The sequence below is a fragment of the Afifella pfennigii DSM 17143 genome, from assembly GCF_000688515.1.
In the GTDB taxonomy this organism is placed as follows: domain Bacteria; phylum Pseudomonadota; class Alphaproteobacteria; order Rhizobiales; family Afifellaceae; genus Afifella; species Afifella pfennigii.
In genome coordinates, this window is sequence record NZ_JHZK01000051.1 from 1 (window position 1) to 9,076 (window position 9,076).

The 9,076-nt window shown below is 66.1% G+C and carries 9 protein-coding genes and 1 pseudogene; 4 read left to right on the forward strand and 6 right to left on the reverse strand.

Annotated features, from left to right (window positions below):
- A pseudogene (locus Q331_RS24005) lies at positions 1-333 on the forward strand (IS5/IS1182 family transposase); the annotation flags it as partial.
- A gap of 83 nt (positions 334-416) precedes the next feature.
- Here the strand turns inward: Q331_RS24005 and Q331_RS0118925 are convergent.
- From Q331_RS0118925 to Q331_RS0118950, 6 genes are all read right to left on the reverse strand, one after another.
- Positions 417-1,280 carry an HpcH/HpaI aldolase/citrate lyase family protein gene (locus Q331_RS0118925; RefSeq protein WP_026381943.1) on the reverse strand — a complete coding sequence of 288 codons (864 nt, stop codon included), beginning with the start codon at positions 1,278-1,280 and terminating at the stop codon, positions 417-419.
- Between the two features lie 2 nt (positions 1,281-1,282).
- The gene (locus tag Q331_RS22735; RefSeq protein WP_051631362.1) at positions 1,283-1,903 is read right to left on the reverse strand and encodes a TetR/AcrR family transcriptional regulator; all 621 of its coding nucleotides are present in this window, start codon (positions 1,901-1,903) and stop codon (positions 1,283-1,285) included.
- A 202-nt stretch (positions 1,904-2,105) separates the two neighbouring features.
- Positions 2,106-2,564, reverse strand: coding sequence for a MaoC family dehydratase (locus Q331_RS0118935; RefSeq protein WP_026381944.1), 459 nt, complete (start codon positions 2,562-2,564; stop codon positions 2,106-2,108).
- Positions 2,564-4,513: an acetyl/propionyl/methylcrotonyl-CoA carboxylase subunit alpha gene (locus Q331_RS0118940; protein WP_051631363.1), complete on the reverse strand. Its 1,950-nt coding sequence runs from the start codon at positions 4,511-4,513 to the stop codon at positions 2,564-2,566. Before Q331_RS0118940 ends, Q331_RS0118935 begins: the two co-directional genes overlap by 1 nt.
- A gap of 5 nt (positions 4,514-4,518) precedes the next feature.
- Positions 4,519-6,120, reverse strand: a complete 1,602-nt coding sequence (locus Q331_RS0118945) for an acyl-CoA carboxylase subunit beta (protein ID WP_026381946.1) — start codon at positions 6,118-6,120, stop codon at positions 4,519-4,521.
- Positions 6,121-6,203: 83 nt separating this feature from the next.
- The gene (locus Q331_RS0118950; RefSeq protein WP_026381947.1) at positions 6,204-6,650 is read right to left on the reverse strand and encodes a MaoC/PaaZ C-terminal domain-containing protein; all 447 of its coding nucleotides are present in this window, start codon (positions 6,648-6,650) and stop codon (positions 6,204-6,206) included.
- Between the two features lie 125 nt (positions 6,651-6,775).
- Here Q331_RS0118950 and Q331_RS0118955 point away from each other — a divergent pair, with 125 nt between their 5' ends.
- The 3 genes from Q331_RS0118955 to Q331_RS22740 form a co-directional block, all read left to right on the forward strand.
- Positions 6,776-7,612 carry a PaaI family thioesterase gene (locus Q331_RS0118955; protein WP_026381948.1) on the forward strand — a complete coding sequence of 279 codons (837 nt, stop codon included), beginning with the start codon at positions 6,776-6,778 and terminating at the stop codon, positions 7,610-7,612.
- A gap of 139 nt (positions 7,613-7,751) precedes the next feature.
- Entirely contained in the window at positions 7,752-8,729 is a 978-nt protein-coding gene (gene dctP, locus Q331_RS0118960; RefSeq protein WP_026381949.1) for a TRAP transporter substrate-binding protein DctP, read from the forward strand.
- A gap of 60 nt (positions 8,730-8,789) precedes the next feature.
- On the forward strand, positions 8,790-9,076 hold a 287-nt coding region (locus Q331_RS22740), incomplete at its 3' end, for a helix-turn-helix domain-containing protein (protein ID WP_034493244.1).

Below are 9,076 nucleotides of genomic sequence, written 5' to 3' on the forward strand. Positions count from 1 at the left end.
GTCTATGTCGACAAGGGCTACCGCGGCCACGATGCGCCAAGGCCGCTCGGCGTCTTCCGCTCCGGGCAGAAGCGGGGCGTGTTCGGGGCCATCAAGAAGGAGCTCAGAAGACGATCCGCCATCGAGGCCGTTATCGGACACCTCAAGACCGACGGCCACATGGGCCGCAACTTCCTCAAGGGACGCCACGGCGACCACGCCAATGCCGTCCTCACCGCCGCCGGCTACAACTTCCGCCTCATCCTCCGCTGGCTGAGGCTTCTCTTGCGCCTCATCCTGGAGGCCTTTGCCAAAGCCATTGGCCCCAAAACCGCGCTCCAGACGGCTTCTTAACAGTCAACGATGCAAGGCGGGTTCCTTCCGGCGCATCTTACCCTGCGGCGGGCGAGTTTCTGCGCATGTCGCCGTGCCAGGCCTCACGAGGCTTGGCCGGCAGCGCCGGCATGAAGGCGAAGGATCTTGTGCGCCCTAAGCAGGTGCGGCCGGTCGATCATCGTGCCGTTGAGTTCCGCAACACCTTCGCCGGCGCTCTCCAGCGCCTCGATCACCGCCTTCGCCCAGCGGATCTCGGCCGGTTCGGGCTGGAAGGCGCGATGGATCACCGGCACCTGGGCCGGGTGGATCGCCATCTTGCCGGTGAAGCCGAGAGCCTTGGCCAGGCGCGTCTCGCGCCACAGCCCCGCCTCGTCGCGGAAGTCGGTGTAGACGGCATCGACCGGGGCGACGCCGGCTTCAAGGGCTGCAAGCAACGTCAGGTCGCGGGCCATGAGAAACGGCCCATAGTAGCGGCCCGCTTCGTCGCGATTGCGCTCCGCGCCCATATCGGCGCACAGATCCTCGCCTCCCCAGGTGAGAGCGACGAGACGCGGATGGAACCAGTCCTCGCGCATCAGCCGGCGCAAGCCGCGCACGCTCTCCGTGCCGATGGCCATGATGCCGGTGCTCTCCTTGCCGCCATGCTTGGCGATGAGACCGGCGAGCGCCTCGATATCGTCCGGCCCCTCGCATTTGGGAAGAACATAGCCTTGCGGGCTGCCCGCGGCCGTGGCGGCGACATCGGCCTCCGTCAGTCCGCTTGCCAGGGGATTGACGCGCACGAAGCGAGACATGGGTGCCGGGCGGGCCAAAAAGCGCGCGACCTCGTCGCGCGCCGCCGTCTTGTTGGTCGGGGCCACCGCATCCTCAAGGTCGAGGATCAACGCGTCGGCCGCGCTCGCGGCAGCGCGGGCGAGCTTGCGCGGGCTGTCGGCGGGAACGAACAGGTAGGAGCGAAAGGACATCGCTAGCGCGCCGTGATCGGTTGGGCGGTCAGCAATCTCTCGATGATGCGGGCGTAATCCGAAACCGAATCCCGATTAGGGTTGAACCATTCGACCGAGCCGTTAAGGGCTCCGACCAGCGCAAAGCGCAGATAGCGCACATTCTCGCTCGTGGCATTGGGGCCCAGGAAGTCGCGGACGAGATCGACCCAGAGCTGGTCGTAGCTGCGCCGCACGTCGCGGAGCTGTTCGCGCACCGCCTCCGGCACGAAGGGGTAGCAGCGGATGTGCGAGGAGACGAAATCGCTCTTCTCAAGCAGGGTTTCCAGATGGATGCGCACGGCCACGGATAGCCGCTCCGCCGGCGAGCGATCGGCTTTGCCAGCAAGCCCCTCGCGCACGGCGGCCTCGATCGCCTCCACGCCGATGCGCATGACCTCCGTCGCCAGTTCGTCCTTGGAGGCGAAATGGTAGTAGAGACTTCCTGCCTTCATGTTCACTTCGGCGGCCAGATCGCGCAGCGACATCTCGGCGTAGCCGACGCGGCGCATCATGCTGGCGGCGGCCGCGAGGATTGCCGCTCTTGCCGCCTCAGCCTTGGCGCGCTGGCGAACGCTGCCCGTCGCCGCCTCGCTTCTGCTCATGTCGCTTTCCGTCCCTGGCGGCATTTGCCCATGATGCTCTGGCTTCACGACCTAGTGTTGCGTGCCCGCGCGCGCCGCCGCAAGCCGGCAGCATGACGAGTTTGCCGAGATTGCGCCGGTCATCGAGATGGTTTCATCGGCGATTGCCCCGGCACGGCAGCTGCTGACCGTTTCGCCCGGCGCAGGCGGCGCGATTTGCCGCTCACGCCGCTGCCGGCCGCTTGCGCATCAGCGCGGCGCGGTCACAGGTGCCGCATAGCACGCCATCCTGATTGAAGCATTCGTGGCGCAAAGTGACGATGCCCTCGCCGGGGCGGGACTTGCTCTCGCGCTTGTCGAGCACCCTGGTGCGCATACGGATGGTGTCGCCCTCGAACAAGGGGTTGGGAAAGCGCACATCCGTCATGCCCAGATTGGCGACGGTCGTGCCGAAGGTCGTGTCGTTCACCGTCATTCCGACCATGCAGCCAAGGGTGAACAGCGAATTGACCAGCGGCCTGCCCCACACCGATTGGGCCGCCGCGTGGGCGTCGATATGAAGCGGCTGGGTGTTCATGGTCAGCAGCGAGAACCAGCGGTTGTCGGCTTCCGTAATGGTGCGCGTCCATGCGTGGTCGAAGACCATGTCGACCTTGAATTCCTCGTACCAGAGCCCAGGCATCAGGCTGCTTCCTCCATCTCGATCAGGATCGTCTTCGCGCCATGGGTGTCGCCGGCGGCACAGGCCACCTTGGCGACGATGCCGTCGAACGGGGCGGCTAGCGTGTGCACCAGCTTCATCGCCTCCATCTCAAGCAGCGGGTCACCCGACTTCACCCTATCGCCCGTGGCGACGTGCACCTTGGTGACAAGCCCCGTCAGCGGCGCCAGGATCTGCCCGGCGGCTTGGTCTTCGGTGCGGGCGCTGAGGCGCGCCTCGGCCAAGGGCCGGGCTGTGAGGGAAAGGCTGAGACCTTCGCCGACCGCATGGATGAGCTCGCCCTGGCGCCACACCGCCGGGGGCTCGTCCTTGAGGGCGAGGGAGTGAGGGCCGCTCTCAACCGACAGGCCGGCCCCGAAGCAGAGCGCCAGATCGGCCTGGCCGTACTCGTCTTCCACGTGGAGCGGGACGGTGCCGGTCCGACGCGGCCGGGTGACGCGGAAGCCGTCGGTGCGGTGTAGCGGGCTGTCCGTGGAAGCGGCTATGAGCACGGCCGCAGCCCTGCCACGCAGGCGCAGAAGGCTGTTTGCATCGGGATGCCAGCCCTCCGGGAAAGCTTCTTGCAGGAAAGCGGTCGTGGGCGTCTTCTCGGCGAATGCGTCGGCCCGCAGGCAATCGGCCAGAAAAGCCTGGTTGGTCGGAACGCCCGGCATCGCCAACGCCTCCAGCCCGGCGATCAATCGCTTCCGGGCGGTATCGCGATCGACACCATAGGCGATCAGCTTGGCCAGCATGGAATCGTAGCTGGTGCCGACTTCCGAGCCGGCCGCGACACCGCTGTCGAAGCGCAGGCCCGACGGTGGAACGACGTCCAGGAAACGGCCGGTGGCCGGCAGAAAACCGCAATCGGGCCGCTCGGCGTTGATGCGCACCTCGATCGCATGGCCGCGCGTGACGATCTGCTCCTGGCTCAGGTTCAGGGGAAGGCCTGCTGCCTGGCGCAGTTGGAGCTCCACCAGATCGACACCGCAGATGGCTTCCGTCACCGGATGCTCCACCTGCAGGCGGGTGTTCATCTCCAGGAAGTACGGCTCTCCGCTGCCGGCCTCCATGATGAATTCCACGGTACCGGCGCCGGCGTAGTCGATGGCCCGCGTCAGCTTCAAGGCGCTGGCGAAGAGGCGCTCGCGGATAGCGTCGGCGAGATTGGGAGCGGGAGCCTCCTCGATAACCTTTTGGTGGTTGCGCTGCACGGAGCAGTCGCGCTCGTGAAAATGCCGCGCGCCGCCTCTGCCGTCGCCGAAGACCTGCACCTCAAGATGACGCGGCGCGCCGATCAGCTTCTCCAGGAACACGGTGTCGTCGCCGAAGGCGGAGCCTGCCTCGGCCTGTGCGCTGGCCAGCGCGGCGGCGAGCGCCTCGGCGCTCTCCACCCGGCGCATGCCGCGGCCGCCACCGCCGGCGCTTGCCTTGACCATGACCGGAAAGCCGATGCGTTCAGCCGCTGCGATCAACTCTTCGTTTGAGGCTCCGGCCCCCTCGAAGCCCGGCACGACGGGCACGCCGGCCTTCGCGGCGATGCGGCGGGCCTCGATCTTGGAGCCCATCGAGCGCACCGCATCGGCTGATGGGCCGATGAAGATGAAGCCTGCCTCCGCACAGGCTTCGACGAAGGCAGCGTTCTCCGACAGAAAGCCGTAGCCTGGGTGGACGGCGTCGGCGCCGCTTGCCCGCGCGGCGGCGAGCACCGCTTCGATGCAGAGATAGCTTTCCGATGGTGCCGCCGGACCAAGACGGTGGGCCTCGTCGGCCAGCCGCACATGCAGGGCCTCCGCATCTGCATCGGAATAGACGGCCACCGTGCGCAGCCCGAGCCGGCGGCAAGTGGCGATGATGCGGCAGGCGATCTCGCCGCGATTGGCGATGACAACGGTGCGGATGGGAAAGGGAGCGGTCAGAAACGCGGTCATCTCCGTCACATCCTGTAGACCGGCCGCGCCGGCTTGTGCGCCGGGCGCATGCTGCCGAGCGCGAGGCATATCCCCAAGACCCGGCGGGTATCGCGCGGATCGATGATGCCGTCGTCGAAAAGGCGGGCGGTGCAGAAATACGGGTCGGATTTCTCGTCGAACATGCGCCGTAGCTGTGCCTCCTGACGGGCCAGCTCCTCCTCATCGGCGGCGCCTCTGCTGATGGAGGCGCGGCGCAGATCCATGAGAACGGCGCTGCCGACGTCGGGGTTCATGCCCCCGAGCCGAGCGTTGGGCCACATGAACAGGAAGCGCGGGCGAAAGCCGCGCCCCGACATGCCGTAATTTCCCGCGCCGTAAGAGCTGCCGGTAATCACCGTGTAGCGGGGCATGCGGGCGTTGCTCATGGCATAGACCAGCTTGGCGGAATGTTTCGAGATGCCGCCGGTCTCCGCCTCGCTGCCGACCATGAAACCGGTGGTGTTCTGCAGAAACAAAAGCGGCGTCAGACGTTGGTCGCACAACTCGATGAAATGCGTCGCCTTGAGGCAGGCCTCGGCGAACAGCACGCCGTTATTGGCGAGGATACCGACGGGAAAGCCTTCGATATGGGCAAAGCCACAGACGATGGTTTCGCCCCAATCGGCTTTGAATTCGTGAAAGGCGCTGCCGTCCACCAGGCGGGCGATGATCTCTCGCTGGTCGAAGGGGCGGCTGAGGTCGGTACCGACGATGCCGGGAATCTCGGCAGCGTCGAAGAGCGGCGCGCTTGGAGATTCCACCCGGTTCTGGAAGGGCTGGGCATAGTTCAGCGCCCCCACCATGTCGCGCAGGCGACCGAGCGCGGAACGCTCGTCGGGGGCTATGTGATCGCTGACGCCGGAGCGGAAGGTGTGCAGCGCCGCGCCGCCCAGCGCCATGCGGTCGACCACCTCGGAGATGGCCGCCTTGACGATTTGCGGTCCGCCGAGATGGATGGAAGCGTTGCCGTCGACCATGACGAACTCGTCGCACAGAGCCGGGATATAGGCTCCGCCGGCCGTGCATTCGCCGAACACCACGGCAAGCTGGGGCAGGCCTTCCGCCGACATCCGGCACTGGCGATAGAACGTGCCGCCGAAATGGTTCTCGTCGTAGAAGACCTCTTCCATCTGGTTGAGGTTGGCGCCGCCGCAATCGACGAGATAGAGCACCGGCAGGCGGTTTTCCGCGGCGATATCCTGCGCGCGGATGTGCTTTTTCACCGTCTCGCGGTAGAAGCTGCCGCCCTTCACCGTGGCATCGTTGGCGATGATCATGCAGGCGGTTCCGCGCACCGTGCCGATGCCGGTGACGATGCCCGCGCCCGGCAGCTTGCCGTCGTAGAGGCCCCAGCCGGCGAGAGGCGTCAGTTCGAGGAACGCCGTACCGGGGTCGATCAAGAGGTCGATCCGTTCGCGCGCAAGCAGTTTGTTGCGGGCCCGGTGGCGCTCCACCATACGCTCGCCGCCGCCCGCAAGCGCCCAGTCCAGCCTTTCGTGGAGCTGCTCGATCAGTGTTTCGTAGGCTTCCTGTCGCGCGCGAAAATCTGGGTCGCGCTTGTCGAGGGAACTATGGAGAGCGGTCATTTGTCGTGCTTGCGTTTGTTACGTCTGCTGGAATCGAAGGCGGCTGCCACGCTTTGATGGCGACGGTCTCGTCCTCGCTTGCCTCAGGCGGCGGCCGCGCCGGTTTGCACAAGCATCGCGGCGGTGCCCTCCTGCACCGTCTCGTCCTTCTGGTTCAGGACGGCAAAGTGCAGGGTGACGATGCCATCGCCGGCCTTGGTGCGGCGCGTGGAATGGGTGGTGACGCGGGCGTGGACGGTGTCCCCGAAGCGGATGGGGCCGCAAAAATCCCAGTTGAGGTTCAACAGCGCCAGGGCGGTGCCGTTGATGAGATTGAGCTGCGACATCAGGCCGATGGCCATCGACATGCCCAGCGGGCCGTGAGCGATGCGCGTCCCGAAGCGGGTGTCGCGGCAATGCTCCTCGTCGGTGTGCAGGGGATTGTAGTCGCCGGAGATGCCGCAGAACATCACGACATCCGCCTCCGTGACGGTGCGCGCCTGGGTCGTCCAGGTCTGACCGGGCTCGAACTCCTCGTATACGCGGCCCACGATCCGGTGCCTCCTTGCTCGACATAATATCAAACGGCTGTTAGTTAGAATAGCGCAAGGGTGCCGAGCCTGCAATGGCCGCTCGGTATCTTGCGGGCTGAGGCGATGGAGAGAGGGGGGCGGTGATGTATGCGGCTCCGATTGAGGCGAGCCTTGTGCGGGTGATGCAGGGGCGCATCGCCCATGACGATGAACTCGGCGTGCGCTATGGCGTCACAAAAGAGGGCGGGGTGAGCGTCGAGCTGCCCTTCGCCCCGTTCCTAAGTGATCCCGGACAGCGACATGTCGGCGTCGGACCGCTGGTCACGATTCTGGACAGCGTCTGCGGCATCGGCACGATGATGGCGCTCGACTTTCGCGAGAGCACGGCGACCGTCGATCTGCGTGTTGATTATCTGCGCTCGCCCGCCGAGGGCGCTTCGTGCCGGGCGGTGGCAAGGCCGGTGGAGATTGGCGGTCGGCCGGGCGCTGGCATGGTGATGATGCGCGCCGAAGTGTGTGAGGCCGATGGCCGCGAGCCGTTCGCGCACGCTGTCGGCCGGTTCATCCGTCGCCGCCTGCCGAACGTTCCTGCTCTGCGCTGCCTGCCGCCGTCGCGGCCGCGGGCAACCGCCCCCGACTATCGTGTCCTGATGGGGTTTGCGCCCGCCGAGGATGGCGGCTTGCTGATGCCGTACCGGCCGGGCTTGGTGGGTAACGGCTCCTTGCCGTCGCTGCATGGCGGGGCTGTGGCGGCCCATCTGCAGCAGGCCGCGTGCGATGCGGTGGCGGCGAGGAGCGAGCGGCCCGCACGGCTCGCGACCGCGCATTTCAGCTTCCTGCGCTTTGCCGGGGCCGCCGATACCGTGGCGGCGGTGACCGTGGAGCGGCTCGGCGCCTCCGTCGCCTGCGTGCGCGCCGTTTCCTGCCAGGAGCCTGGTCGCGCCGCGGCCAGCGGTGTCTTCACCTTCATCTTCGTCTGACCGGCGTCGCTTTCTGACCGGCGTCGCTGAGCCTGGTTTTTGTGCTTGCAAGCGCGCCGAGTTCCGTTAAGTTATCTAGCGGTCGTTAGATAGAAAAATAAATCGGCCGTTCTATCGGATAGCAAGCAGGGAGGAGTGCATGTCGAGGCACCAGAGGGCACGCGAGCTGGGGCTGTGGATTTCGGGTCTGGCGCTTGCGGGAACGCTCTTCGGGACGGCCGGTGCGCAGGAGACCCTGAGCTACGCCACCTACTTCAACGCCAACGACCCGTTGGTGCAAGTCGATACCTGGTTCATGGGCGAGGTCGAGAAACGCACGAACGGGGCGGTGAAGTTCGACACCTATATGGGTGGCGCCATGCTCGGAGGCCCGGACATCTATCCCGGTCTGTCGCGCGGTGCCGTCGATATCGGCATGAGCGTTCCGGCAGCCTTTCAGCCTGCCGATTATGTGCTGAGCAACGTCACGCTACCCTACATCACCGACGATTCCGTCGCGGTCACGTATGCCTTCAACCAGCTCGCCAAGGAATCCGATGCGCTCGCGGGCGAATACGCCCGGCAGAATGTGAAGCTGCTTTATGCGCTGGGCTTCTCGGAGAACACCATCTGGTCTGCCAAGCCCATCGAGAAGGTCGAGGATCTGAAGGGCATGCGCATCCGTTCGGTGATGAGCATCGCCAACGCGCTCGAAATGCTGGGTGCCGTGCCGGTGCAGATGGCTTTCGGCGACGCCGTCGGCGCGCTCCAGCGCGAGGTCATCGACGGCTTTTCCTCCGCCCCCTTCCTGACCAGTGTCGCGGTCGGCCTGCACGAATTCGCCCCCTTCGTGTCGGACGGCGGGGGGATGGGCGTCTATGCGGTCTCCGGCACGTCGATCAATCTCGATGTCTGGAACCGGCTGTCCCCGGAGGTGCAGAAGGTCGTCGAGGAGGTGGCCTCGGAGGTGCCCGACCACTACGCCTCGATCCTCGACGGCATGGTCGATGAGGCCGTCGCGGCGATTATCGACGCCGGGGCCACGAAGGTCGTCCTGATGAGCGATGCGGAAAAGGCCCGCCTCCGCGAGGCGGTCGCCGGCGCGCTTTGGGATAATACCAGCGGCATCGGGCTGTGACTCACCGGGGATTCCTTTGAACCTCGTGCCGTGATTTCCTCTTCGGGGGAGGATTCGGCGATGGGATCAGCAGTTGCGCTACGGATGGACTACTCCGCGGCCGAGCTTCGTCGACTGGCTCGGCTTTCGAAGGATGCACGACAGAGCAGCAGGTTGTTGTCGCTGGCGGCCGTGCTGGACGGCATGAACCGGAGCGACGCGGCGCGGATCGGCGGGATGGATCGCCAGACGCTGCGCGACTGGGTGCACCGCTTCAACGAGGCCGGACCCGAAGGGCTCCTGGACAACTGGTCGAGCGGGCCGCAGCCGCGTTTGTCGCCGGAGCAGCTCTCGGAACTGACGGAGAT

Excerpts from the sequence above, each read along its gene's own strand:
- Q331_RS0118925 (WP_026381943.1), bottom strand. The coding sequence starts at position 1,280 with ATGTCCTTTCGCTCCTACCTGTTCGTTCCCGCCGACAGCCCGCGCAAG.
- Q331_RS22735 (WP_051631362.1), bottom strand. The coding sequence starts at position 1,903 with ATGAGCAGAAGCGAGGCGGCGACGGGCAGCGTTCGCCAGCGCGCCAAG.
- Q331_RS0118935 (WP_026381944.1), bottom strand. The coding sequence starts at position 2,564 with ATGCCTGGGCTCTGGTACGAGGAATTCAAGGTCGACATGGTCTTCGAC.
- Q331_RS0118940 (WP_051631363.1), bottom strand. The coding sequence starts at position 4,513 with ATGACCGCGTTTCTGACCGCTCCCTTTCCCATCCGCACCGTTGTCATC.
- Q331_RS0118945 (WP_026381946.1), bottom strand. The coding sequence starts at position 6,120 with ATGACCGCTCTCCATAGTTCCCTCGACAAGCGCGACCCAGATTTTCGC.
- Q331_RS0118955 (WP_026381948.1), top strand. The coding sequence starts at position 6,776 with ATGTATGCGGCTCCGATTGAGGCGAGCCTTGTGCGGGTGATGCAGGGG.
- dctP (WP_026381949.1), top strand. The coding sequence starts at position 7,752 with ATGTCGAGGCACCAGAGGGCACGCGAGCTGGGGCTGTGGATTTCGGGT.